Origin of the sequence: Novimethylophilus sp. (assembly GCF_036504375.1) — a bacterium.
Taxonomy (GTDB): domain Bacteria; phylum Pseudomonadota; class Gammaproteobacteria; order Burkholderiales; family Methylophilaceae; genus Novimethylophilus.
Window position 1 is genome coordinate 1 of the sequence record NZ_DASXVH010000061.1, and the last position, 23,637, is coordinate 23,637.

Below are 23,637 nucleotides of genomic sequence, written 5' to 3' on the forward strand. Positions count from 1 at the left end.
GGGGAAGCGAGGCAACTTGCACTTCCACGCGAATTGAAGTAACTTCCACCCCTTGGTTTTGCAGTTTCTTGACCAGTCCGGTCAATTGCATTTTGAGTTTGGCGGCAACCGCGCTGCTGCGCGCGTAGACGTTGAGCTGGCCGTCGTGCAGCAGGCCGACGTGGCTGTGTTTGTCTAGCGGGGGGGGCGCAACGGCCTCCCAGATTTTTTGCAATGCGATGACTTTTTCAGCGCGCGCTGTCAGAGTCTTGAGTTCCGGCGCGGCGCCGAAAAGCGTGTTCAACTGCCGCATGCAAGACTCGCTCCCTGCCGGCAAGCAGCGGGCAGGTCCATAAAAAGCAGAGAAACGCAAAGCAGGGAAGACACAAAAATGAACATTATTATCGTCTCGAACAGTATGGCCAGGCCCAGGATGCTGAACCGGTGGCAGGCGCTATCGCTGCTTGCCGCATTGGTGATGGTGCCGCCGTTGCTGATATTGCCGTTCATTCTGCCACAGGGCAATGCCGTACTCAAAGCGGTCAATCCGGCCGCGCTGCTGCCGGCCAAATTCGGCCTCAAGCAGGACGACCGTCAGGAGAACATCAATGCGCTGGCGATTCAGCTGGGCCAGATCCAGGCACGGGTGATGCGGCTGGATGCGTTGGGCGAGCGTCTCGCCAGGCTGGCCGGCGTCAAGGAGAAAGACCTGGACGTTACGCCCGGCCAGGGTGGCCCGATTGCGCGGCCTTATGACCTCGGCGAAGAGGATATCAGGCACCAGATGACGGCGCTGATTGACGAGTTGCAGCAGAAATCCGACCGCTACGGCGCGCTGGAAGCCCTGCTCTTGCAGCAAAGCCTGAAGAAGAACACCCTGCCCAGCACACGGCCGGTAAGCGCGGCCTACAATTCATCCAGTTTTGGCTGGCGCGTCGATCCGTTCACCGGGCAGATGGCGTTCCACGAAGGACTGGATTTCATGGCCGAGGCCGGTTCGCCGATCTATGCCGCAGCCTCCGGGATAGTGACCGCTGCCGAACATACGCCGGATTATGGTAACATCGTTAAGATCGATCACGGCTCCGGGGTGGAAACGCGTTATGCCCATACCTCGCACATGCTGGTAAAACCGGGGCAGCGCGTGGAAAAAGGCCAGCTGATCGCCGAGGTCGGCAACACCGGACGTTCCACCGGAGCCCATCTGCACTTCGAGGTACGGCTTAACGGTATGGCACTGGACCCGCGCAGATATTTGACATCCAATCAGAGCTAGATTTTTAATCTTTATTCGAGCCTCCCATCGGGAGGTCAAGCGTTCCTTTCTATGTTCCCCAATCTGGTCAAGAAAATTTTCGGCAGCCGCAATGAGCGGCTGATCAAGCAATATTCCCGCACGGTGGCGCAGATCAATGCGCTGGAGCCGGCGATGCAGGCGCTCTCGGACGAAGAGCTGCGCGCCAAGACCGACGAGTTCAGGCAGCGCTACCAGGCCGGCGAGACGCTGGACGATCTGCTGCCGGAAGCCTTCGCCGTGGTGCGCGAAGCCGGCAAACGCGTGTTCGAGATGCGCCATTTCGACGTGCAGCTGATCGGCGGCATGGTGCTGCACTACGGCAAGATCGCCGAAATGCGCACCGGCGAAGGCAAGACGCTGGTGGCGACGTTGCCGGCCTACCTCAATGCGCTGTCCGGCAAGGGCGTGCACGTGGTGACGGTGAACGATTACCTGGCCTCGCGCGACGCGACCTGGATGGGCCGGCTGTACAACTTTCTCGGCCTGTCGTACGGCATTAATATGTCGCAAATGGATCACGACGCCAAGCAGCAAGCCTATGCCGCGGACATCACCTACGGCACCAACAACGAATACGGCTTCGACTACCTGCGCGACAACATGGTGTATTCGCCAGGTGAACGCGTGCAGCGCGGCCTCAACTTCGCGATTGTCGACGAAGTGGACTCCATCCTGATCGACGAGGCGCGCACGCCGCTGATCATTTCCGGCCAGGCCGACGACAGCATCGACCTGTATACCAGAATCAACGCCTTGGTGCCGCAGCTTACCAAGCAGGAGGCGGAGGACGGCGAAGGCGACTTCTGGGTCGACGAGAAGTCCAACCAGGTGTTGCTGTCCGAAGCCGGCCACGAGCATGCCGAAGCGATACTGACCGCGGCCGGTTTGTTGCCCGAGGGCAGCAGCCTGTACGACGCCGCCAACATTTCGCTGGTGCATCACCTGTACGCCTCGTTGCGTGCGCATTCGCTGTTTCACCGCGACCAGCATTACGTAGTGAAGGACGGCGAAATCGTCATCGTCGACGAGTTCACCGGGCGCATGATGACCGGCCGCCGCTGGTCGGACGGCCTGCACCAGGCAGTGGAAGCCAAGGAAGGCGTGCCGATCCAGAAAGAAAACCAGACGCTGGCGTCGATCACCTTCCAGAACTATTTCCGCATGTATGCCCGGTTATCCGGCATGACCGGCACCGCCGATACCGAAGCCTTCGAATTCAATCACATCTACGGCCTGGAAACGGTGGTGATCCCGACCCATAGGCCGACGCAGCGTAATGACCAGATGGACAAGGTGTACCGCAGCGCCAAGGAAAAATACCAGGCGGTGCTGGAGGATATTCAGGATTGCCAGCAGCGCGGACAGCCGGTGCTGGTCGGTACCACCTCGATCGAGAATTCCGAACTGCTGTCGGCGATGCTGGACCAGGCCAAGCTTGCGCATCAGGTGTTGAATGCCAAGCAGCACGAACGCGAGGCGCACATCATCGTGCAGGCCGGCCGGCCGCAGATGATTACCATCGCTACCAATATGGCGGGCCGCGGTACCGATATCGTGCTGGGTGGCAACCCGGAGCCGGGAATCGCCGCCGTGCATGCCGACGAGACCCTGTCTGCCGAACAGAAAAGCGCGCGCATCGCCGAGATCAAGGCCGAATGGCAGAAGCTGCATGCCGCAGTGGTCGCCGCCGGCGGCCTGCATATCGTCGGTACCGAACGCCACGAATCGCGTCGTGTCGACAACCAGTTGCGCGGCCGTTCCGGACGTCAGGGCGACCCCGGCTCCAGCCGCTTCTATCTCTCATTGGAAGATTCGCTGCTGCGCATTTTCGCCTCGGACCGCGTAGCCGCGATCATGGATCGCCTGAATATGCCGGAAGGCGAGGCCATCGAACATCCGTGGGTCACGCGCGCGATTGAAAACGCCCAGCGCAAGGTGGAAGGCCGTAACTTCGATATCCGTAAGCAGTTGCTGGAATACGACGATGTCGCCAACGACCAGCGCAAGGTGATCTACCAGCAGCGCAACGAACTGCTGGAGGCCACCGATGTCGCCGAAACCATCGCCGCGATGCGCCGCGACGTGATTGCCGACTTTTTCGCGCAGCATATTCCGCCGGGCAGCCTGGAGGAGCAGTGGGATGTGATCGGGCTGGGGAAAACCCTGGAAACGGAAGTCGGCCTGCAACTGCCGATCGGCGAATGGCTGGAGCAAGAGCCGGACCTGCACGAGGAAACCCTGCTCGATCGCATCAACCAGGCGGCCGAAGCGCAGTACCAGGCCAAGGTGGAGGAGGCCGGCGGCGACGTGATGCGCCATTTCGAGCGCGCGATCATGCTGCAAAGCCTGGACAACCATTGGCGCGAGCACCTGGCCGCGCTGGATCATCTGCGCCAGGGCATCCACCTGCGCTCCTACGCGCAGAAGAACCCCAAGCAGGAATACAAGCGCGAAGCGTTCGAGCTGTTTGCAATGCTGCTCGACACTGTCAAGCGCGAGGTGACGCAGGTGACGATGCTGGTTCAACTGCAAGGTGAAGAAGACGTGCAAGCCGTCGACAAGCCGGCGGAGCTGGAAAACGTGCGCTACCAGCACGCCGATTTCGACGAAGCTCTGGCGGGCGGCGATGAAGCAGCTGCCGCCCAGCCGCCCATTCCGTTCGAGCGCCACGGCATCAAGGTCGGACGCAACGACCCGTGCCCGTGCGGTTCCGGCAAAAAATACAAGCAGTGCCACGGCCAGTTGGCCTGATTCGGATGGTATTGTCGGGCATGGTTGTTGCGTGAGGGAGGCGTGTTTTATTTCATAAAGGATCGCGCCATGCCCACCATACTTTCTCCCTGCAACGGCATTTGCCGCATCAATGTCCGCTCCGGAATGTGCGAAAGCTGCTTTCGTACGTCCGAAGAAATCAAGGCCTGGCCTTCGATGTCGGATGAACGCAGGCATCAGCTGCTGCAGGTGCTGGAGCAGCGCCAAATGGAAATGGCGAGATTCGACTGAAACCAGAATGCCGGGATTCCCGGCATTTTTATTTCTGCCATGCCCAACCACATCCTCATTCCCGACGGCGAAATCGAAATCACCGCAGTGCGTGCGCAAGGGGCGGGCGGGCAGAACGTCAACAAGGTGTCCAGCGCGGTACATTTGCGCTTCAATATCCGCACTTCATCCTTGTCGGAAAGCGTTAAGGAAAGGCTGCTAGCGCTGCGCGATCAACGCATTACCGCCGATGGCATCGTCATTATCAAGGCCCAGCGCTTTCGCAGCCGGGAGCTGAACCTGCAGGATGCGGTCATCCGGCTGCACGAACTGGTCGATAGCGTGGCGCGGCCGCCACGCGTGCGCAGGCAGACCAGGCCGACTTTGGGTTCGCAGAAAAGGCGTGTCGAAAGCAAGCTGCGGCGCGGCAGCATCAAAGCGATGCGCGGCAAGGTGAGCGAGCCATAACAAGCGAGCCATAGTGCGCGAGCTATAGCGCAAACAAGGCCATTTGCGCGGCGTATGGCAAAATAGCGTTTTTCCCGAATTCTGCAATGAAGCTTCTCACTTTCGATACTTCGACCGAATATCTCTCGCTCGCGCTGTGGCACGACGGCGAGGTGTCCGTGCGCGAGCTCTTGGCCGGGCAGAAGCATTCCGAGTTAGTGTTGCCGCTGCTGGGAGAGTTGCTGGCCGAGGCCGGCTGGAAGCTCGCCGATCTCGACGGCATCGCCTTCGGCGAAGGGCCGGGATCGTTCACCGGCCTGCGCATCGGCTGCGGCGTGGCGCAGGGGCTGGCATTCGGCGCCGGCTTGCCGGTGCTCGGGGTATGCACGCTGGAGGCGTTGGCCCAGCAGGCGGCGCGGGAGAAAGTGATCGCCTGCCTCGATGCGCGCATGAACGAGGTTTACCACGCCGCCTATCGGCTCGGCGGCGGCGCCTGGCAGGCCGTGCTGCCGCCCGGCCTGTACCCGCCGGCGCAGGTACCGGCGCTGGAAGGCGACGGCTGGTGCGCGATAGGCAGCGGCTGGGATCGTTTCGGCAGCGCGCTGGATGAGCTTTACGGCGCACAGGTCGCAACCAGAATTCCGCAAGCGTTTCCGCTGGCGCGCCATATGGCCGAGCTTGCCGCACCGCGATTCGCTCGCAACGAAGGCCGCGCCCCGTTTGAAGCCGCGCCGCTGTATATCCGTAACAAGGTGGCGCTGACAACGCGCGAACGCGAGGTGGCGAAATGAACGCGCTGCTCAAGCCGGCCGTGACTTACCGCCCGATGAAAAAATCCGATCTGGATGCCGTCATGGCAATCGAGCCGGAGATTTACCCTTACCCGTGGACCCGCGGCAATTTTTCCGATTCGCTGAAAGCGGGCTACAGCTGCTGGGTGTGCGAGCACGAAGGCAAGCTGGTCGGCTACGCGGTGCTGATGATGGTGCTGGACGAGGCGCATCTGCTCAACATCAGCATCGCGCGGGCATGCCATGGCCACGGCTGGGGGCGGTGCCTGCTGGAGCATGTCATCGGCGTGGCGCGCGGCTACAATGGGCAGATGATGTTTCTGGAAGTGCGGCCATCCAATAAATCGGCGCTGGCGTTATACGAAAGCATGGGCTTCAATGAATTTTCGGTGCGTAAAGGCTATTATCCCGCCGCCAACGGACGCGAGGACGCGGTTCTGATGGGGCTGGCATTGTGAGCCTGACCCGGGCGGACATGCTGCGCGAGCTGGAACTGCTGCCGGCCTGGCGGTTGCGTCAAGCTGCGCAGGCGGAGCCGGCCGCAATGCAAGCGCCGGAAGTGCTGCCTGCCGCAGCGCGGGCCGGGGAGGCCGGCAATGACGGTGAGACCGCCGGTGCGGCGCCGGCTCGCCGCGAACTCATCCGGCAAATGGGCTGGGATGAACTCAAACAGGTGGTGGCCGGCTGCGAAGCCTGCCGGCTGGCGCAAACCCGCACCCGGACCGTATTTGGCATTGGCGACGAGCACGCCGAGTGGCTGTTCGTCGGCGAGGCGCCGGGCGCGGAGGAGGACAGGCGCGGCGAGCCTTTCGTCGGCCAGGCTGGGCAGCTGCTGGACAACATGCTGGCGGCGATCCAGCTCAAGCGCGGCGAGAACGTCTACATCGCCAACGTGCTCAAGTGCCGTCCACCGCAAAACCGCGACCCGCACGGCGAGGAGGTGGTCCAATGCGACCCTTTCCTCAAGCGCCAGGTGGAGCTGATCAAGCCCAGGCTGATCGTCGCCTTGGGCAAGTTCGCCGCGCAGTCGCTGTTGGGTGGCGAGCAATCGATTGCCGCGCTGCGCGGCAAGCTGCACGATTATCACGGCGTGCCGCTGATCGTGACCTATCACCCCGCTTATTTGCTGCGCAATATGCCGGACAAGGCCAAAGCGTGGGAAGATCTGTGTTTTGCCCGTGCTACGATGCGGGACTTGCAATCCGCCGCGGCGGCCGCATCTTCGTCGTGAACGACTTTATAAGGAGCGAACCATGCGCAAGATTTTTACGGCATTGATCCTGTTAGCCATGCTGGCACTCTCCGGCTGTGGCTACAACACCTTTCAGAGCGCGGACGAGCAGGTCAAGGCCAGTTGGGCGGAAGTGCTCAACCAGTACCAGCGCCGCGCCGACCTGGTGCCCAACCTGGTGAACACCGTCAAGGGTTATGCTGCTCATGAAAAAGAAGTGCTGGAGGAAGTGACACTGGCGCGATCCAAGGTCGGCAGCATCCAGGCAACTCCAGAACTGGTCAATGACGAGCAGGCATTCGCCAGGTTCCAGGCGGCGCAGCGGCAGCTGACTTCGGCCTTGTCGCGTTTGCTGGTGGTGTCCGAGAACTATCCGCAGCTCAAGGCCGACGCCTCGTTCCGTGATCTGCAGGCGCAACTGGAAGGCACCGAAAACCGTATCACCGTGGCGCGCAACCGCTACATCAAGGCGGTGCAGGAATATAACGTCGCGGTGCGCTCCTTCCCCAGCAACCTGACGGCGATGATATTCGGCTACAAGCCCAAGCCCTCGTTCACGGTTGAAGACGAGAAAGCGATCTCGACCGCGCCCAAGGTCGATTTCGGCAGCAAGTAAGCGCTGACGTGCGTCGCTGGCTTGCTCTTTGCCTGTTGTGCCTGCTGCCGTTCATGGCGCAGGCCGATGCCGAAGTCCCGCCATTAAAGGCGCGGGTGACCGACCTTACCGGCACGCTGAGCGCGCAGCAGCGCTCGGCGCTGGAATCGCGGCTGCAAGCGTTCGAGGCGCAGAAAGGCAGCCAGGTCGCGGTGCTGATCGTGCCGACGACGCAGCCGGAAACCATAGAACAGTACGGCATCCGCGTCGCGGAACAATGGAAACTGGGGCGCAAGGGGGTGGACGACGGCGCGCTGCTGCTGGTGGCGAAAGACGACCGCGCGCTGCGCATCGAGGTCGGCTATGGCCTGGAAGGCGCGCTCAACGACGCCACCTCCAAGCGTATCATCGAGGAAATCATCCTGCCGCGCTTCAAGCGGGGCGATTTTTACGACGGCTTGTCTGCCGGCGTAGACGGTATTCTCAACGTAATCCAGGGGGAGCCTTTACCCGAACCCAGGCGCAGCCGTTCGCCCGCTAGGCTGGACCAGTATTTCCCGGTACTGTTCTTCGTCGCCATCGTCGCCGGTGCCATTTTGCGCGCGGTGTTGGGCAACTTTCTCGGTGGGGTGGCGGCCGGTGGGCTGGTCGGCTTTGTCGTCTGGATGCTGGGGGCCGGGCTAGTGTTCGCGCTGGTGCTGGCCGCGGCTGCTTTCTTCATGACACTGGGAGGCGGGCGTGGCTTTGGCGGCTTGGGCGGAGGAGGATTCGGCAGCGGTGGTGGTGGGGGATTCGGCGGAGGAGGGGGCGGTTTCGGTGGCGGCGGCGCCTCGGGGAGATGGTAATCATGCGCATACTCAAACATCTTTTCAGCGCTCCCTGGCAAGTGCGGCGCTGTTTTTCCAGAGCGGCGTTACAGCGCATAGAGGCTGCAATCGCCGACAGCGAGCATACCCATCGCGGTGAACTGCGTTTCGCCGTCGAGTCGGCGCTGCCCTGGCTCGACCTGCTGCGCGGCCTGACGGCACGCCAGCGCGCGGTGGAGGTGTTTTCCCGGCTGCGGGTATGGGACACCGAACACAATACCGGCGTGCTGATTTATCTGCTGCTGGCGGAGCATGTTGTGGAAATCGTCGCCGATCGCGGCATTCATGCGAAAGTGGGCGAGCAGGCATGGCAATCGGTGTGCCGGCAAATGGAAATGCGCTTCCGTGCGCGGGAGTTCGAACTGGGCGTCGCTGAAGGGATTCAGGCAATTACCGCACTGCTGCGGCAGCACTTTCCGGCAGACGACAACGACAACCCCAACGAGCTTGCCGATGCGCCCATTATTTTATAGCTTTTATAGCTTGGTACTGCCTTCATTCACCTGGGTCGATGCGCCGACTATGACGAGGGTGTTGAAGGAAGAAGCCTATAATAGGAAAGTTCCAGTTTTGCAACGGCGAGCGGCAGCGGGTGCGGGATTTTTCAATCCGTTGCCGGAAACCGCCGAGCCGGGGCGGCAGGCGATTGGCTTGCTGCGGTTTCGCCATGCCGAAGACACCAAGGCCCGCGGCGGCTTCCTGATTTTCGGCCGACATTCCATCGCGGCGACCCGCGACATCCCCAGCGACGAACTGTATGCTGTGGATTTCTGGTTCTTTGACAACGGCGTGCCGGCGGTGGCGTGCCGCTGGAAGTCTGGCAAAACGGCTGGCGTCCGGCCCACTGCGGCGCACTGATGGCCTATTTCCTGGCGGTCATCCGCGCATCGCACGAGCGGGAACGTCAACGCATTCTGTCCGCGGCAGCGGAAATGCGCGGCTTCATGCCGCTGCTGATGAAGCCGCGCAACGGCCAGCCGTGGACGGTGGAAGACAAGCTCGCCATCCAGCATCACTTGCACACGTTGGCGGGCCTCAGCCCTTATCTGGTTCCCGCGATCATGCCCGGCGGCATCCTGCTGCTGCCGATTCTGGCCTGGTGGCTGGACCGCCGCCGGCGAAATCGCAAGCCGACTTGATCGGCATTACTGACGCAGCGCTGCAATTCCTATAAAATTCCGCGCCTTAACGAGCTATCAGAAAGTCAGCCAAATGCGCGTCAGCCAGTTTTTCCTGTCTACCCTTAAAGAAGCCCCCGCCGAAGCCGAACTGGTGTCGCACCGCCTGATGCTGCGTGCCGGGTTGATCAAGCGCCTGGGTTCCGGCCTCTATTCGTGGATGCCATTGGGATTGCGCGTGCTGCGCAAGGTGGAAGCCATCGTGCGCGAGGAGATGAATAAGGCCGGTGCGCTGGAACTCTTGATGCCCGCCGTCACGCCGGCTGAACTGTGGCAGGAAACCGGGCGCTGGGAAGTGTTCGGCCCGCAGATGCTCAAGATCAAGGACAGGCACGAGCGCGATTTCTGCTTCGGTCCCACGCACGAGGAAGTGATCACCGATATCGCGCGCAAGGAAATCCGTTCCTATAAGCAATTGCCGCTTAATTTCTACCAGATCCAGACCAAGTTTCGCGACGAAATCCGTCCGCGTTACGGCGTGATGCGCGCGCGCGAGTTCGTGATGAAGGACGCCTATTCCTTCCACGTCGACAAGGCTTCGCTGGAGCAGACCTACGAGGTGATGTATCAGGCTTACAGCGATATATTCAATCGCTTGGGGCTCAAGTTCCGCGCCGTGCGCGCCGATACCGGCGCCATCGGCGGCACCGGCTCGCATGAGTTCCACGTGCTGGCGGATTCCGGCGAAGACGCGATCGCCTTCTGCCCGGATTCGGACTATGCCGCCAACGTCGAATTGGCCGAGGCGCTGGCGCCGGTGGCTCCCCGCGCCGACGCGACGCAAACCATGGAGAAAGTCGCGACGCCGGGCAAGAAGAGCATCACCGAGGTCAGCGAGTTTCTCCAACTGGGTGCGGAGAGAACCGTCAAGGCTATCGCCGTGATGCACGACGATGCGTTCTACATGCTGCTGCTGCGCGGCGATCACGAGTTGAACGAAGTGAAAGCCCAGAAAATCCTTGATCCCTTCCGTTTCGCCACGCCCGAGGAAATCCAGCAATACATGGGCGGCAAGGCCGGCTATATCGGCCCGGTCGGCGCCGATGTAAACATCATCGCCGACCATGCCGTGCTCGCGATGAGCGATTTCGTCTGTGGCGCCAACGAGGAAGGCTATCATTTGACCGGAGTCAATTTTGGCCGCGATCTGCCGATACCGCCGCAAGTGGCGGACATCCGCAATGTCGTCGCCGGCGACCCCAGCCCGGACGGCAAAGGCAGCCTCGACATCTGCCGCGGTATCGAAGTCGGCCATATTTTCCAGCTCGGCAACAAATATTCGCAGGCAATGGAAGCAAGCTATCTCGACGAAAACGGCCAGCACCAGGTGATGGAAATGGGCTGCTACGGCATCGGCGTGTCGCGTATCGTCGGCGCCGCGATCGAGCAGGGCTTTGATGAGCGCGGCATTATTTTCCCGGCGTCGATCGCCCCGTTCGCGGTGGCGATCGCGGCCATCGGCTTCGACCGCAGCGATGCCGTGCGTGAATCCGCGTTGAAACTGCATGACGAATTGCAGGCCGCCGGCATCGACGTGCTACTGGACGACCGCGGCGAACGGCCGGGCGTGATGTTCGCCGACCTGGAATTGATCGGTATTCCGCACCGTATTACCATAGGCGAACGCGGGCTGAAGGACGGGCAGGTCGAATACCAGGCCCGCAACGGGGGCGAAATGCGGAATGTGGCACTCGGCGAAGTAGCAGGTTTCCTGGCCTCGATCATATGTGGCGACTGATACTGCTGCTGTTGCTCTGGCCAGCGTTGGCACTGGCTGGCGGACAGCGGGAGGAACCGCTGTCCGCCAGCGTGCGCGCAGTAATGCAGAAATCGGTGTCCGACACCGCCGCCCCCCGGCTGATGTTCAAATCGGAAACCGAAGCCTATGCCTGGCTCACCGAGATGTCGCACCGTTTGCAAACGCGCATCCCGGACAAGGAATTCCGCCTCAGTTTTCTCAAAACCGTGCACTACGAAGCCACGCGTGCCGGGCTCGACCCGCAACTGGTGCTGGGATTGATCCAGGTGGAAAGCGGCTTCGGCAAGTACGCCGTTTCTTCGGTCGGCGCACGTGGGTTCATGCAGGTAATGCCGTTCTGGGTGAACCAGATCGGAACGCCAGAGCAGAACCTGTTCCACCTACGCATCAATCTGCGCTACGGCTGCACCATCCTGCGCTATTACCTGGATATCGAAAAAGGTGACCTGTACCGGGCTCTGGGGCGCTACAACGGCAGTCTGGGGCAGGCGGAGTACCCCAATATGGTGGTGGGTGCATGGCGTCGCTACTGGGCTTATCGGGCGTTATAACCCCATCCTCTTTGCACCATCCTTGTGCATTTTGATTGCGTTTCAGGATTTTCCGGTCTACTATCGTCCCCGGTGGACTTGATGAGATCGGGAGGCTTGTCAAGTGGGCACCAAGACCCATCCCCGCCATACTCATCCCCGTGTCTGCTGCCATTCCATCAATCTAAAAAACGAGGGAGGATGTGTATGTCTAAGTTAACGGCACTATCTGTGAGTATCGCTTTGCTCGGAGGCGTATGGGCTTTTCTGGCATTGGGCCCGCTGGCTGGTTTTGTTCTGGTTTGGGCAGGTTTTATTGCCTGGGGATGTTACTTTCATACGGGTGGTGATGCAGCGGCATTAAATAAAACCATTGCCGGTACTATTTATGGTGCCGTGCTTGCCTGGGTTGCCTTGATGCTTATCGTCAATGTTTCGGTGCCGCTACCGGCACCGCTATGGCCTGCAATCGTAGTTGCGGTCACGGTATTCTTCTTGGTGATTGTTGCGAGCATTGACCTGCTTTCAGTGGTTCCAGCCCAGGTTTATGGCTATGCTGCGACAGTGGCTTACTCTCTGCAAACACCAACGACGGATGCGGGTGGGCCTTTGCACAGCTTGACTACAGTCGGTTTTGCCAACCCATTAATTCTGCTCGCCGTGTCTTATGTTATTGGGGCTATTTTCGGGATGCTTTCGGGCAAACTCTCGGGAGCGTTGAGCAAATAGCCGGACTTTCTCAATGCGCCAGACAAAAACCGCCTGCGGGCGGTTTTTGCTTTTTGGCGGCTGAATTTACCGGTGCTGTGCTTGCTGATGCCTAGGTTTAATGTCTGTATCCTTTATTGAGTCTGATCCGAGATATGGAAGCCGTAATAAGTGCCAAACTCTCCCTCGGTTTCGGTGTAAACGAAAAACAGGCCGTTGGCATAGCCCAAGCCGGTGTAGTGGTTCTGTGCCCTCAGTTTGATGGTGGGCGGCAGCTGGCTGCGACCGACGAACTTGCCGCCCTGGTCGAACACCAGCACGGCTTTGTGATCGACATCCAATACCGCCAGTTCTTCCGCGGGAATGCCGGTCCAGGCGACATAATGATCGCTGATATCGTCAAACTGGACGCCGGCGGCGGCCAGGTCGAGCTTGATTTCTGCGATCTTGTCCCGGCTGTCCAGCTTGACGACCCAGACTTTATCGCTGCGCGTTTGCTTGGCGAAATAGCGATTTCCCGCCGGATCGAAGCTTGGCATGGTGGCCGCCTCGCCAAACGCCGGATTGACGTTGGAAACCTGGTTGCGGTCGCGCGTCAAGGCGCCCTTGTCGTCCAGTTCCACGGTATGGATGCCCGCGCTCGGCGTAAATCCGGCATCGCTGGAAACGTTGTAGGTGACGGCTTCCAGCCGGTGGCTGTTGGGGTTGAAATAGATCGCCCGGTTGTCCAGCCCGGGTTTTTCCGACTGGAGATAAGTCCCGTCGGCGCTGAACACGTGCACTTCGGATTTCGACATCGGCAGGCTGAGGCCGTCCTCTACCGCTCCCAGTCCGCCATCGGCAACATAGTAGCGTTTATAATGCGGGACGTAAGCGACCCCCATCGGGCGCGTGGTAGGCTTTTTGGCCAGCACGAGCTTTGTGCTTTCCGCCGCTTCCGGCAGCACCGCCGCCTGGGCTGCATGGATGGCGCCGAACAGCAGGCCGACGGTAATGATTGATCCGATTTGCGGTGTCATGAATTTGCTGAATTCTCCTGGATAGCCGGCCATTGTAAGAAAATTGCCCAACCTGTAAAGACCTTTCATGCCCGAACGCCCTCCTCATCTGCTGGTTTATATATCCGGCCACGGCTTTGGCCATGTCGCACAAACCGCGCCCGTGCTCGACCGGTTACGCGCACTGCTGCCGGAACTGCGACTCACGATCTGCAGCAGCGTGCCGGCGGCGCATCTGCGCGCGCGTATTCATGGAGTATTCGATCATATCGGCGACGCCGCCGATTTTGGCATGGTGATGGCTTCCGCGCTGGATGTGCTGGCAGATCAGAGTCTGGCAGCCTACCGCGAGTTCCATCATGGCTGGCATGCCAGGGTCGAGCACGAGGCGGCGCGCATAAGCCGTCTCAAGCCGGATTGGGTGCTGTCCAACATCGCCTACCTGCCGCTGGCAGCGGCCAGGCTGGCGGGGGTGAAGAGCGCTGCGATGTGCTCGCTCAACTGGATGGATATTTTTTGCCATTATTGCGGAAGCCTGCCGGGCGCGGCGGAAATCCTTGGCCAGATGCACGACGCTTATCGCGCTGCGGATACCTTCTTGCGCGTTACCCCGGGCATGGATATGCCCAGCCTGGATCATGTGCGGGCTATCGGCCCGATTGCCCGTCTCGGCGGCAATTGCCGCGGGGAGATCAGCCGGCGCCTGGGCCTGGAGCAGGACGAAAAACTGGTGCTGGTCAGCATGGGCGGCATTGCCACGCAGTTGCCTGTTGCCTCCTGGCCGGTTTTGCCGGGTGTGCGCTGGCTGGTGCCCGCGGATTGGCGGGCGGCACGGCCGGACATCGCCGTGCTGGAGTCGCTGGGGATGGATTTCATCGATGTGTTGTGCAGCTGCGATGCCTTTATCTGCAAGCCCGGCTACGGCAGTTTTGCCGAGGCCGCATGCAATGGCGTGCCGGTGCTCTACGTCAGCCGGCACGATTGGCCGGAAGAGCATTGCCTGGTGGAATGGCTGTCGCGGCATGGCCGCTGCGCCGAAATAAGCCGGCAGCGTTTCGAGGCCGGGGAATTGCAGGCCGCGCTGGATGGTTTGTGGGAGGCGGCCGGACCGCGGGTTGCGCCCGGCGGTATCGACGAGGCAGCGGATTATCTCTTGAAGCGGTTAATGAAAATGTAGCGAGCACGGTAGTTTTCATAGCGGCTTCTTGCGCTCGATCAACATCGCATCCCCATAGCTGAAAAACCGGTAGCGCTGGCCGACGGCATGCCGGTAGGCGCGCCGGGTATTGTCCATGCCGGCAAAAGCCGACACCAACATCAGCAACGTGCTTTTCGGCAAGTGGAAATTGGTGAGCAGGCGCTCCACCACCTTGAACTGATAGCCCGGCGTGATAAAAATATCGGTGTCGCCGCTGCCCGCCTGAATCTCGCCGCTACGCACCGCGCTCTCCAATGCGCGCAGCGCGGTCGTTCCCACCGCAGTCACCCGCTTGCCTGTTTTCCGGGCCTCGGCGATCGCATCCACGGTAGCTTGCGGGACGTGATAACGCTCGCTGTGCATGCGGTGCTCGGCGATATGCTCCACCCGCACCGGCTGAAATGTGCCGGCGCCAACATGCAGCGTCACCTGCGCGGTGCGTATGCCATGTGCCGCCAGTTCCGCCAGCATTGCCTCGTCGAAATGCAGCCCGGCGGTGGGCGCCGCAACCGCACCGGGTTCGCGGGCATATACGGTCTGGTAGCGGTCCTCGTCGAACCGGTCCGGGCTGTGCTGAATATACGGAGGCAGCGGCAGTGCGCCATGCCGTTCGAGTATCTCCATCAGCGGCGTTTCGCTTAAGAACCGCAACAGGAACATGTCTCCCCGGCGTTCCAGCATCTCGGCCTCCACCGAGTCGGCGAATATCAGCCGTCCTCCCGGTTTGGGCGCATGCGAGGCGCGCACTTGGGCCAGCGCTTCGTGGGCGCCGGTAATGCGTTCGATCAGCGCCTCGACCTTGCCGCCACTCTCTCTGCGCCCCGTGAGGCGCGCCTTGATCACGCGGGTATCGTTGAATACCAGCAAATCGCCCGCTTCCAGCAGCGTCGGCAAATCGCGGAACCAGGCATCTATCACCTCGCCGCTGTTGCCGTCCAGCCGCAATAAGCGGCTGGCACGACGCTCCGCTGCCGGAAACTGGGCGATTAATGCCTCGGGCAGATCAAAATTGAAGTCTTCGGTACGCAAAATCGGGTCGGAATTCGTTATAATGCTGCCTCCCAAGCCGGGATGGCGGAATTGGTAGACGCAGCGGACTCAAAATCCGCCGCCGCAAGGTGTGGGGGTTCGAGTCCCCCTCCCGGCACCATTTGTTAATTAATAATTATAAATCAATGCGTTGCAAAGTGGAAGCGTCACTGCCAAGTGGTCCTTCCATGCCAAAAATTGCATCATCAGACTTCAGTCAGGCGGCAAAGACAGACGTGTTTCGTTGGGCACCAAGAATCCAATTGGAGCATGTACCAAAGCTTACGAATTTGGCGCTTTATTCCGTAGGAAGTCTGGAATCGACATAAAGGCAGCAAAGAAAGCGTTTTAACTGTCGCTTGCCATCAAAGCTATCCTGATCTGCAGCACCATGTTCTCCAGGACCAGTCTGGCTATGGTCGCGGCCATGACCATGTCGCGATCATGCGCCTCCGGGTCCTGCGGCCAGCTGCCCATCAGTTCCGAAACATTGAGACACGCCAACTGCCGTAAGTCGGTCCCATCGAAAGGGAGGCCGGAAAAGTCGATTGGATCTTCTTTCTCGATCTCCTTTAGTAGTTCAAGCAGCGTTTCCGGGTTCATGGCGACAGTATGCCCTCAAACGTCGAGTGCGGCTCAAAGCCAACGGAGGAGGGCAGGGACTAGTTGCCGGCGACGATGCGGTCGCGCCCGGATTCTTTCGCCTGATACATGCGGTTGTCTGATAGCTCCACCAGATCCCGCCAGTGCTCGGTATCTTGCTGGGAAAGCTCGGCCAGGCCGATGCTTGCGGTCACCGGCGTGCCGTCCGGGCGCTTGCCAAAGCCGGATTTCCGCACGCGGTTCAACGCGGCCAGTGCCTGCTTGAAATCCGTGTTGGGCATGATCAGCAAGAACTCTTCCCCGCCCCAGCGAATCAGCATGTCTCCCATCCGCAAGTGATCGCGGATGGAAGCGGTGGCATTGATCAACACCGCATCTCCGGCGTCGTGGCCGAATGTGTCGTTCACCTGCTTGAAATGGTCGAGGTCTATGAATGCCAAGGAGAGGGAGGCTTTGCTGCGTTTGGCCAGAATGAACTGCAACTCGAGCAATTCTTCGCCGCTGTGACGCGAAAAACAGCCGGTCATGCTATCGTGAATGGCCTCGCGTACCAGCACGATCATGAACGCAAGCTGCGATAGCCCCGCTAATGCGGAGACGGCGGTAATCAGCATCAGCAGCCAAATGGAGGCCGCAACCGTAGGCCAGTCAAGCACCGGCCAGCGCAATGCGGCGGCGACAACTTGCAGAGCCAGCATCGGGGCCGCGTAGCAGATGCATTCGATGAGTGTTAACGGAAAAATCGACAGTCCGGCCACCACTACGAACGGCAGGAAAGCGTAGCCCGTGCTGAATGCGGCCTGGAAGCCGTGCAGTTCGAACTGCGCCATATGCTGATACGAGAACAGGAAGAACAGCATCGGCACCGCCAGCAACATCGCCAGCGAGCGATAGGCGTTATGGATGCTGTCCATGCTTTTCGCCGAGACCAGGATCGCGACGAAAGCCGCAGTCGCCAGCAATCTTGCCGCGGCCAGCCCATGCCATACTTCGGACGGAAAAGCCGAGATATCCGCGATAATCCAGAGCGGCGTGAAAACGGCGAACAGGCCGGCTATCAGACGTACCCGCGTCACGATGATAGTGGTGCGGCGGGTGGAAAGCAGGGAGAGATGCTCGCGCGGCCGCAGCAGCCAGCCGATTTCCTGACCGCTCATTTCCAGCAGGACCAGCGACCAAGCGCGGAGCCAAAGCCTTGAGATAGATTTGGTCAGCATTTTTCTTATGACGAAGTGTTTAATGATGGGCGCGCCATTGTACAATATGAAGAAATATTAACAAGACTATCGTATCCTAATTCCAGACTGCAGCCGAGGCGTAAATTTGTAATCGGGGCAACCCGCTACACCCCCTATTCTGCCTCATTTGACTCAATCTTTGCCAAAACAATTCCAGAATGCCTGCAATAACCATTGTTGATCTCATTCGGCACGGAGAGCCGGTCGGGGGAAGAAAATATCGCGGCTGCCTAGATGATCCCTTATCCGAGAAAGGCTGGCAGCAGATGTGGGGCGCCGTGGGCGATTTTTCAGGCTGGCAGCACATCGTGACCTCGCCGTTGATGCGTTGCGCCGGGTTTGCCGATGCGCTGGGAAACAGGCTTGGAGTGGGCGTGCTGCGTGATGCCAGGCTGAAGGAGGGCGACGTTGGCGAATGGGAAGGTAAATTGCAATCCGAGATTTGCGCCAATGAACCCTTGCGGCTATTCGAGTTCAAGCGCGACCCGGTGTCGCGCGCACCGCCCGGTGCGGAGCCCGCAACCGAAGTTCATGCACGGGTGGGGGAGGCCTGGCGCGAGATGCTGGAGCGGCACCGGGGTAAGCATGTGCTGGTGGTGACCCATGCCGGCGTGATCCGCATGATGCTTTCCCACGCACTGGGGCTGCCGGTCGGCAATGTCTACCGCATCAATGTCGGCAACGCCGGATTGAGCCGTGTTCAGATCGAGCATCATGGCGACGAGTTTCTGGCGACATTGATGTTTCATGGCGGCAGGCTTTAGCTGCGCTTCCACAATACATCGGCATGCCCCAGTTCGCGGTTGAGGATACGTGCCAGGACAAACAGAAAATCCGACAGCCGGTTGAGGTACTGCCTGACCGCCGGCGCCACTTCTTCGCCGCGTGCCAGATGGACGACGCTGCGCTCGGCGCGGCGGCAGACGGTGCGGGCCAGATGGCACAGCGCCGCCGGTCTGGAGCCGCCGGGAAGGATGAACTCCTTGAGCGGGGGCAGGGTGCCGTTCAAGTCGTCCAGCTGCGCCTCCAGCCATGTTATGCGGGACTCATCCAGCATTTTGTGCCCCGGAATGCATAATTCCCCGCCGAGGTCGAACAGATCGTGCTGGATGCGGGTCAGCAGCGCATGCAGCGGTTGCGGCAGGGCTTCGGCGGCCAGTACGCCGATGCCGGCGTTGAGTTCGTCGACTTCGCCCATCGCCGCAACGCGCGGGCTTTCCTTGCCGGCGCGCGAGCCGTCCCCCAGCCCGGTGCTGCCGTCATCGCCGGTGCGAGTGTAAATTTTGGTCAAGCGGTTGCCCATGCGGAACTCCTTGAATCAGATGCCAGGATTGTAAAAGGTTTCCGGCTGCTACGCTGCGAGAACATTGTTCAAGTAAAAACTTGCTATAAAAATGTACAATGTCCGGCCGCGTTTTTGCGGACAGTCAACCAGAAAATACCCCATGGCCCTTAAAGCAACCATTTTCAAAGTCGAGCTGCAAATTGCAGATATGGACAGGCATTATTATCAAAGCCATGGCTTGACCATCGCGCGGCATCCCTCGGAAACGGATGAGCGCATGATGGTGCGGTTACTGGCTTTCGCGCGGCATGCCGATGAGGCGCTGACGTTTGCCAAGGGGTTGAGCGATGCCGATGAGCCGGATATCTGGCAGAAGGATTTGACCGGCGCCATTAAACTTTGGGTCGAGGTTGGGCAGCCTGATGAAAAGCGGCTGCTCAAGGCGAGCGGCCGCGCCGAGCAGGTGGTGGTGTACGCCTACAGCGGCAACGGCGCCACCTTGTGGTGGCAGCAGGTCGGCCCCAAACTCGAGCGCGTGAAAAACCTGACGGTGATCAATCTGCCCCCGGCGGTCGGCTCGGCGTTGGCCAGTCTGGCGCAGCGTTCGATGCAGCTGCAGTGCACGATACAGGACGGATTGATGTGGCTGGGCGAGGGCGAGCAAACGGTGCAGATCGAACCCGCCACGCTCAAAGCCCCGTCCGCGCACTGATGAATCAATCGCCTATCGGTGTTTTCGATTCCGGCGTCGGCGGGCTGTCGGTACTGCGGCATATCCGTGAGGAATTGCCGCATGAATCGCTGTTATACGTCGCCGACTCGGCGCATGCGCCCTACGGTGCGAAAAGTCCTGAGCAGATACAGGCGCGTGCGTTATCGCTCGCGGAGTTTCTGCTGGGGCAGCGGGCCAAGGCGCTGGTCATCGCCTGCAATACGGCTACCGCGGCTGCAGCGGGCCAGCTGCGCGCACGTTTCGGATTGCCTATCATAGGCATGGAGCCCGCGATCAAGCCTGCGGCCGCGGCGACGAAGAGCGGCGTTGTCGGCGTGCTGGCCACCGGCGGCACGCTGAAAAGCGCGCGGTTCGCCGCCTTGCTGGAAAATTACGGCCAAGGCGTGCGCGTGGAAACGCAGATCTGCCACGGGCTGGTGGAATGCGTGGAACGCGGCGAATTGACCGCGCCCGCTACGCGCAATTTGCTGTGGCGTTACATTGAGCCTTTAATGAACGAAGGTGCCGACACTCTCGTGCTGGGATGCACTCACTATCCTTTTTTACGGCCGCTCATCGAGGAGTTGACGGATGGGCGAGCTACTCTTATCGATACCGGTGCCGCCGTCGCCCGGCAATTGCGTCGGCGCATCGAGGAGCATGGCCTGGCAGCAGCGGGTCCTGCCGGCGGCGCATGCTTCTGGACCAGCGGCGACGTGACCCAGGGACAATACGTGATGGGAATGTTATGCAAGGAAGCGACGGCAGTGGAGCCGCTGCCGCCGCTTTGAACTTCAATGATGCCCGACCGCCTCGCCCGCTTTGAGGCGGTATTTGGTGCCGCAATACGGGCACATCGCCTTACCCGATTTGCCAATATCCAAGAAGACTCGCGGATGCGAGCACCACAGTGCCACCGCATCGGTGGGGCAGTGCAGCGGCAAATCCTTGGCGGTCACCTCTACTTCTTGCGTTGCGTTCGTCATGAGCTTCCCTATTTGACCAGCGTTACCCAGCCAATATGGCCAGGCGATTTGCCCATCACGGCGTCGAAGAACATGGACTGCAGTTTCTCCGTGATCGGACCGCGCGATCCTGCGCCGATGGCGCGGTTGTCGAGTTCGCGGATCGGCGTCACCTCGGCGGCGGTGCCGGTGAAAAACGCTTCGTCCGCGGAATAGACTTCGTCGCGGGTGATGCGCTTCTCGATCACCTGCAGGCCGATTTCGGCAGCCAGCTGGATGATGGTGTCGCGCGTGATGCCTTCCAGCGCGCTGGTGAGGTCGGGCGTGTAGAGCCTGCCGTTGCGCACGATGAATACGTTTTCGCCCGAGCCTTCGGCGACAAAGCCGTCCACGTCCAGCAGCAGCGCTTCGTCGTAGCCGTCGGCGGCGGCTTCCTGGTGGGCCAGGATGGAGTTCATGTAGTTGCCGTTGGCCTTGGCCTTGCACATCGTGATATTGACATGATGACGGGCAAACGACGAAGTCTTGACGCGAATGCCGTTTTCCAGCGCTTCCTTGCCGAGGTAGGCGCCCCACGCCCAGGCGGCGACGATCATATGCGTGGACAAGGTTCTGGCGGAAATGCCCATCGCTTCCGCGCCGTAGAATGCCATCGGACGCAAGTAGCCGGATTCCAGGTTGTTTTCGCGCACGGCGGCTTTTTGCGCTTCCATCAGCGTGGCCTTGTCGAACGGCATTTTCATGCCGAGGATGTGCGCCGAGCGGAACAGACGGTCGGTATGCTCCTGCAGGCGGAATATGGCGGTGCCCTTGTCGGTCTTGTAAGCGCGCACGCCTTCGAATACGCCCATGCCATAGTGCAGGGTATGGGTCAGGACGTGAGTGGTTGCTTCGCGCCAGGGCACCATTTCGCCATCGTACCAGATCAGACCATCGCGGTCGGCCATCGTCTTGGCCATAGCCATCTTGTTTCTCCGAACTCAAAAAGCTTTAATTGTAAACGCAACTGCCGCTTTTGGCAGTAACCGGGCTTAAATCTCATGGCACATATTTTATTGGTGGGCACCGCCACGCTGGATATCGTTTTCACGCTTGATCGATATCCGTCCGAGGACGACGAGGTCAGGGCACGGGAGTTGCGCGTTTGCCGGGGCGGCCACCCACTTCCAGCATTCAACTGGCTGCGGCCAGCCGCACCATTGTTCATTACCGGGATTTGCCGGAATTAACTGCAAAGCAATTCGCGGCCATCGAACTTGCGCCGTTCGACTGGATTCATTTCGAAGGGCGCAATGTGCCGGAATTATTGAAAATGCTGGCGCGGGTTCGCAAGATGAGGCCAGGGCTCTCGGTCTCGCTGGAACTGGAAAAACCGCGTGCGGGCATCGAGGTAGCGCTCGACCAGCCGGATGTGCTGATCTGTTTGCGCGGTTATGCGCGCCATTGCGGGCATGAAGAGCCGCTGGATTTCCTGGACTGGCTGCATCGGCGATCACCGCAGGCGCACGCTGTCATGGCATGGGGTGAGGCCGGCGCGTACGGTCTTAGCCGGCAAGGGCAAGGCAGCCACAGCCCGGCGTTTGCTCCGCCGCGGATTGTGGATACATTGGGTGCGGGCGATACGTTCAATGCCGGCTTGATCGGCGCCCTGGCTGAAGGAGAGTCCCTGGTCCGGGCGCTGGGAAAGGGTTGTCGCCTGGCTGGCAAGGAATGCGGAGTTTTTGGATTTTTATTGCATTCCGAGGGCGCAGCGTCAACGGCGCAGTAATTTGAAAATACAATTTTAAGACATTGATATCTTTTAAAAAATCAGTGGTTGACAGTTAAAAAAACGGTATGTTAAGTTTTGGGCCTGCGATAAATTGTCGCACGAAAAGTAGTTGTGAATCGACCGTAGGGGGCGCGGGACGTGGGCAGCGAAGCATTTGCGGCAGAAAGGGCGAATTTCAGCATTACAGCCAAGCCCAACTGTTCTCTCACGCCGAATCAGAGGCTGTGGATATTTTCCGCAATCGTTTCTTTTTCCCTGATCGTTGCAATGGGTTTCACACTGGCCGGCGCATGGTTGGTGTTCCCGTTTGCCGGGATGGAATTACTTGCCCTGGGCGCTGCTTTCTACGTCGTGCAACGCCACTCCGGCGATTATGAAAGCATCGTTCATCGCAGGCGACGATCTGGCGATCGAGAAGCGTGTTTACAAGAAGATCAGCCGGGTGGTGTTTCAGTCGGTAGTGGGCTCGGGTGATACTGCGCGATACCCAAGCGGTGAACAAAGGTTGTGGCTCCGCTCGCATGGCAGGGAAGTGGAATTCGCGCTATATGAATAACGATGCGCGTCTGATTCTTGCCAGCCAGCTCAGGCGGCGAACGGGTGTTATTTATTAACGGGGCGCATTTCAGGGAGTGAGTATGGCCTTCAAACTGTTCCAAAAATCGGGGGCGGCGTTGATGCTGGCCTTGTGGTCACTGGCAGCACACGCCGAATTGAACTGGAATTTTCCCAAGCCGGTGACGCCGATGGCGGAAGATACCTTGCATGTGCACAACAAATTCATGCTGATCATCATGGTGATCTTCCTGGTTGTGCTGGGTATCATGGTCTATTCGATCTTCCACCACCGCAAGAGCCGCGGCCATACCGCAGCGACGTTTACCGGACCTTCCACGCGCTCGCAAGTGATCTGGACGCTGGTGCCATTTGCCATCCTGCTCTACATCGACTTCATCCTCATGGGCATTCCCGCCTACCACAGCGTGGTCATGATGGAGGACACCAAAAACGGCGCCGACATGGTGCTCAAGGTCACCGGCATGCAGTGGCGCTGGCAGTACGAGTACATGGACGGCGACGCCCAAGGCGTCAAGTTTGTCAGCAACCTGAAAACTCCGCAGGAGCAGATCGATAACAAGGCCGAGAAGGGCGCCGAGTATCTGCTGGAAGTGGATAATCCAGTAGTGCTCCCGGTGGGAAAAAAGGTGCGGGTTCTGTTGACCGCCAACGATGTCATCCATACCTGGTGGGTGCCGCAGTTTGGTACCGCGCGGGATGCCATCCCCGGTTTCCTGCGTGAAACCTGGGTCAAGGTCGAAGAGCCGGGCACTTACAAGGGGCAGTGCAAGGAGCTATGCGGCAAGGGCCACGGTTTTATGCCGGTGGTGGTGAATGCCGTCTCTGATGCGGATTTCAAAAAATGGGTTGACTCCAAGAAAACAGAGCTGGCAGCCGCGTCTGCCGGCGCCGACAAG

Annotated in this window: 30 protein-coding genes and 1 tRNA gene; 23 read left to right on the forward strand and 8 right to left on the reverse strand. The window is 60.0% G+C overall.

Going from position 1 to position 23,637, the window contains the following annotated elements; all coding sequences use genetic code 11:
- On the reverse strand, positions 1–292 hold a 292-nt coding region (locus VGK14_RS09405; protein ID WP_331508796.1), incomplete at its 3' end, for a DciA family protein.
- Between the two features lie 78 nt (positions 293–370).
- Here VGK14_RS09405 and VGK14_RS09410 point away from each other — a divergent pair.
- From VGK14_RS09410 to VGK14_RS09480, 15 genes are all read left to right on the forward strand, one after another.
- Positions 371–1,255, forward strand: a complete 885-nt coding sequence (locus tag VGK14_RS09410; RefSeq protein WP_331508797.1) for a M23 family metallopeptidase — start codon at positions 371–373, stop codon at positions 1,253–1,255.
- A gap of 51 nt (positions 1,256–1,306) precedes the next feature.
- Positions 1,307–4,027 carry a preprotein translocase subunit SecA gene (gene secA, locus VGK14_RS09415; RefSeq protein ID WP_331508799.1) on the forward strand — a complete coding sequence of 907 codons (2,721 nt, stop codon included), beginning with the start codon at positions 1,307–1,309 and terminating at the stop codon, positions 4,025–4,027.
- A gap of 69 nt (positions 4,028–4,096) precedes the next feature.
- The gene (locus VGK14_RS09420; protein ID WP_331508800.1) at positions 4,097–4,279 is read left to right on the forward strand and encodes a DUF1289 domain-containing protein; all 183 of its coding nucleotides are present in this window, start codon (positions 4,097–4,099) and stop codon (positions 4,277–4,279) included.
- A gap of 39 nt (positions 4,280–4,318) precedes the next feature.
- Positions 4,319–4,726, forward strand: coding sequence for an alternative ribosome rescue aminoacyl-tRNA hydrolase ArfB (gene arfB / locus VGK14_RS09425; RefSeq protein WP_331508801.1), 408 nt, complete (start codon positions 4,319–4,321; stop codon positions 4,724–4,726).
- Between the two features lie 86 nt (positions 4,727–4,812).
- On the forward strand, positions 4,813–5,496 hold the full coding sequence (gene tsaB / locus VGK14_RS09430; RefSeq protein WP_331508802.1) for a tRNA (adenosine(37)-N6)-threonylcarbamoyltransferase complex dimerization subunit type 1 TsaB: 684 nt from the start codon (positions 4,813–4,815) through the stop codon (positions 5,494–5,496).
- Positions 5,493–5,954: a ribosomal protein S18-alanine N-acetyltransferase gene (gene rimI, locus VGK14_RS09435; RefSeq protein ID WP_331508803.1), complete on the forward strand. Its 462-nt coding sequence runs from the start codon at positions 5,493–5,495 to the stop codon at positions 5,952–5,954. Before tsaB ends, rimI begins: the two co-directional genes overlap by 4 nt.
- Positions 5,951–6,727, forward strand: a complete 777-nt coding sequence (locus tag VGK14_RS09440) for a uracil-DNA glycosylase (protein ID WP_331508804.1) — start codon at positions 5,951–5,953, stop codon at positions 6,725–6,727. The genes rimI and VGK14_RS09440 overlap by 4 nt, the downstream gene beginning before the upstream one ends.
- Before the next feature lie 22 nt (positions 6,728–6,749).
- On the forward strand, positions 6,750–7,343 hold the full coding sequence (locus VGK14_RS09445) for a LemA family protein (RefSeq protein ID WP_331508806.1): 594 nt from the start codon (positions 6,750–6,752) through the stop codon (positions 7,341–7,343).
- Positions 7,344–7,396: 53 nt separating this feature from the next.
- Positions 7,397–8,167, forward strand: coding sequence for a YgcG family protein (locus VGK14_RS09450; RefSeq protein ID WP_331508828.1), 771 nt, complete (start codon positions 7,397–7,399; stop codon positions 8,165–8,167).
- Positions 8,168–8,169: 2 nt separating this feature from the next.
- Entirely contained in the window at positions 8,170–8,661 is a 492-nt protein-coding gene (locus VGK14_RS09455; protein WP_331508807.1) for a TPM domain-containing protein, read from the forward strand.
- Between the two features lie 97 nt (positions 8,662–8,758).
- The gene (locus tag VGK14_RS09460; RefSeq protein ID WP_331508808.1) at positions 8,759–9,046 is read left to right on the forward strand and encodes a hypothetical protein; all 288 of its coding nucleotides are present in this window, start codon (positions 8,759–8,761) and stop codon (positions 9,044–9,046) included.
- On the forward strand, positions 8,992–9,327 hold the full coding sequence (locus VGK14_RS09465; RefSeq protein ID WP_331508809.1) for a hypothetical protein: 336 nt from the start codon (positions 8,992–8,994) through the stop codon (positions 9,325–9,327). The genes VGK14_RS09460 and VGK14_RS09465 overlap by 55 nt, the downstream gene beginning before the upstream one ends.
- Positions 9,328–9,400: 73 nt before the next feature.
- Positions 9,401–11,104: a proline--tRNA ligase gene (locus VGK14_RS09470; protein WP_331508810.1), complete on the forward strand. Its 1,704-nt coding sequence runs from the start codon at positions 9,401–9,403 to the stop codon at positions 11,102–11,104.
- On the forward strand, positions 11,092–11,676 hold the full coding sequence (locus VGK14_RS09475) for a lytic transglycosylase domain-containing protein (RefSeq protein WP_331508811.1): 585 nt from the start codon (positions 11,092–11,094) through the stop codon (positions 11,674–11,676). The genes VGK14_RS09470 and VGK14_RS09475 overlap by 13 nt, the downstream gene beginning before the upstream one ends.
- A 186-nt stretch (positions 11,677–11,862) precedes the next feature.
- Positions 11,863–12,384 carry a DUF1097 domain-containing protein gene (locus VGK14_RS09480; protein WP_331508812.1) on the forward strand — a complete coding sequence of 174 codons (522 nt, stop codon included), beginning with the start codon at positions 11,863–11,865 and terminating at the stop codon, positions 12,382–12,384.
- Between the two features lie 113 nt (positions 12,385–12,497).
- Here VGK14_RS09480 and VGK14_RS09485 read toward each other — a convergent pair whose 3' ends face one another.
- A complete protein-coding gene (locus tag VGK14_RS09485; RefSeq protein ID WP_331508813.1) occupies positions 12,498–13,382 on the reverse strand; it encodes a hypothetical protein in 885 nt (294 codons plus the stop codon).
- A 67-nt stretch (positions 13,383–13,449) separates the two neighbouring features.
- On the opposite strand from VGK14_RS09485, the gene VGK14_RS09490 reads away from it, so the two are divergent.
- Positions 13,450–14,538: a hypothetical protein gene (locus VGK14_RS09490; protein WP_331508814.1), complete on the forward strand. Its 1,089-nt coding sequence runs from the start codon at positions 13,450–13,452 to the stop codon at positions 14,536–14,538.
- 15 nt (positions 14,539–14,553) lie between these two features.
- On the opposite strand, the gene queA is transcribed toward VGK14_RS09490, so the two are convergent.
- Positions 14,554–15,588, reverse strand: coding sequence for a tRNA preQ1(34) S-adenosylmethionine ribosyltransferase-isomerase QueA (gene queA, locus VGK14_RS09495; protein ID WP_331508815.1), 1,035 nt, complete (start codon positions 15,586–15,588; stop codon positions 14,554–14,556).
- Positions 15,589–15,624: 36 nt separating this feature from the next.
- Here queA and VGK14_RS09500 point away from each other — a divergent pair.
- Positions 15,625–15,709 (forward strand) — tRNA-Leu (locus VGK14_RS09500).
- Positions 15,710–15,936: 227 nt separating this feature from the next.
- Here the strand turns inward: VGK14_RS09500 and VGK14_RS09505 are convergent.
- Both VGK14_RS09505 and VGK14_RS09510 read right to left on the reverse strand, forming a co-directional pair.
- Positions 15,937–16,191 carry a hypothetical protein gene (locus VGK14_RS09505; RefSeq protein ID WP_331508816.1) on the reverse strand — a complete coding sequence of 85 codons (255 nt, stop codon included), beginning with the start codon at positions 16,189–16,191 and terminating at the stop codon, positions 15,937–15,939.
- A 59-nt stretch (positions 16,192–16,250) separates the two neighbouring features.
- The gene (locus tag VGK14_RS09510; protein WP_331508818.1) at positions 16,251–17,348 is read right to left on the reverse strand and encodes a GGDEF domain-containing protein; all 1,098 of its coding nucleotides are present in this window, start codon (positions 17,346–17,348) and stop codon (positions 16,251–16,253) included.
- Positions 17,349–17,587: 239 nt separating this feature from the next.
- On the opposite strand from VGK14_RS09510, the gene VGK14_RS09515 reads away from it, so the two are divergent.
- Positions 17,588–18,193, forward strand: coding sequence for a histidine phosphatase family protein (locus VGK14_RS09515; RefSeq protein ID WP_331508819.1), 606 nt, complete (start codon positions 17,588–17,590; stop codon positions 18,191–18,193).
- Here the strand turns inward: VGK14_RS09515 and VGK14_RS09520 are convergent.
- Complete coding sequence (locus VGK14_RS09520; protein WP_331508820.1) at positions 18,190–18,732, reverse strand: cob(I)yrinic acid a,c-diamide adenosyltransferase; 543 nt, start codon at positions 18,730–18,732, stop codon at positions 18,190–18,192. The genes VGK14_RS09515 and VGK14_RS09520 overlap by 4 nt on opposite strands.
- Before the next feature lie 142 nt (positions 18,733–18,874).
- Between VGK14_RS09520 and VGK14_RS09525 the strand changes: the two genes are divergently transcribed.
- Both VGK14_RS09525 and murI read left to right on the forward strand, forming a co-directional pair.
- Positions 18,875–19,426 (forward strand): YaeQ family protein, encoded by a 552-nt coding sequence (locus VGK14_RS09525; RefSeq protein WP_331508821.1) that lies wholly within the window; start codon positions 18,875–18,877, stop codon positions 19,424–19,426.
- Positions 19,426–20,217, forward strand: coding sequence for a glutamate racemase (murI, locus tag VGK14_RS09530; RefSeq protein ID WP_331508822.1), 792 nt, complete (start codon positions 19,426–19,428; stop codon positions 20,215–20,217). Before VGK14_RS09525 ends, murI begins: the two co-directional genes overlap by 1 nt.
- A gap of 3 nt (positions 20,218–20,220) precedes the next feature.
- Here murI and VGK14_RS09535 read toward each other — a convergent pair whose 3' ends face one another.
- Together VGK14_RS09535 and VGK14_RS09540 are read right to left on the reverse strand one after the other, a co-directional pair.
- A complete protein-coding gene (locus tag VGK14_RS09535; protein WP_331508824.1) occupies positions 20,221–20,412 on the reverse strand; it encodes a zinc-finger domain-containing protein in 192 nt (63 codons plus the stop codon).
- Between the two features lie 8 nt (positions 20,413–20,420).
- Positions 20,421–21,338 carry a branched-chain amino acid transaminase gene (locus tag VGK14_RS09540; RefSeq protein WP_331508829.1) on the reverse strand — a complete coding sequence of 306 codons (918 nt, stop codon included), beginning with the start codon at positions 21,336–21,338 and terminating at the stop codon, positions 20,421–20,423.
- Between the two features lie 197 nt (positions 21,339–21,535).
- On the opposite strand from VGK14_RS09540, the gene VGK14_RS09545 reads away from it, so the two are divergent.
- The 3 genes from VGK14_RS09545 to coxB all read left to right on the forward strand — a co-directional run.
- Positions 21,536–22,159: a PfkB family carbohydrate kinase gene (locus VGK14_RS09545; RefSeq protein WP_331508825.1), complete on the forward strand. Its 624-nt coding sequence runs from the start codon at positions 21,536–21,538 to the stop codon at positions 22,157–22,159.
- Positions 22,160–22,300: 141 nt separating this feature from the next.
- A complete protein-coding gene (locus VGK14_RS09550) occupies positions 22,301–22,636 on the forward strand; it encodes a DUF2244 domain-containing protein (RefSeq protein WP_331508826.1) in 336 nt (111 codons plus the stop codon).
- Positions 22,637–22,800: 164 nt separating this feature from the next.
- Positions 22,801–23,637: cytochrome c oxidase subunit II (gene coxB / locus VGK14_RS09555; RefSeq protein WP_331508827.1), on the forward strand; the 837-nt coding region annotated here is incomplete at its 3' end.